This is a genomic window from Pseudomonas sp. SIMBA_068, assembly GCF_046534705.1.
Classification (GTDB): domain Bacteria; phylum Pseudomonadota; class Gammaproteobacteria; order Pseudomonadales; family Pseudomonadaceae; genus Aquipseudomonas; species Aquipseudomonas putida.
In genome coordinates this window covers 1-257 of record NZ_JAWRYI010000940.1, presented here as the reverse complement: position 1 = coordinate 257, position 257 = coordinate 1, and the positions used below count along the sequence as shown (strand labels likewise).

General features: G+C 58.0%; 1 protein-coding gene. It reads right to left on the bottom strand.

Annotated features, from left to right (window positions below):
• A partial coding sequence (locus tag SB756_RS32175) for a Rid family hydrolase (RefSeq protein WP_410913515.1) occupies positions 1–238 on the bottom strand: 238 nt, incomplete at its 3' end.
• Between the last annotated feature and the right edge of the window lie 19 nt (positions 239–257).

Here is a 257-nt window from a genome sequence, read left to right as displayed (position 1 = left end):
CCATTTGCTGCAAGTTGTCCAGGGTCTGGCGCAACTGGCCTTCGAAGTCCTTGGCCAGCACCTCATTGCTCAACGCCGAGACCGGGGTCTGCGCCGAGAGGTAAATGGTTTGCCCGTGGCTGACCTTGATACCCTGGGAATACGTCCCCAGGGGCAGCGGCGCCTTGTCAGTGAAAATCACGTTGTCTTCGCCCAGGAAAGGCTTGGCGACAGGCTGGAGCTGAGCATTTGTCTGCATGGTGACGTTCCTTGTTAAG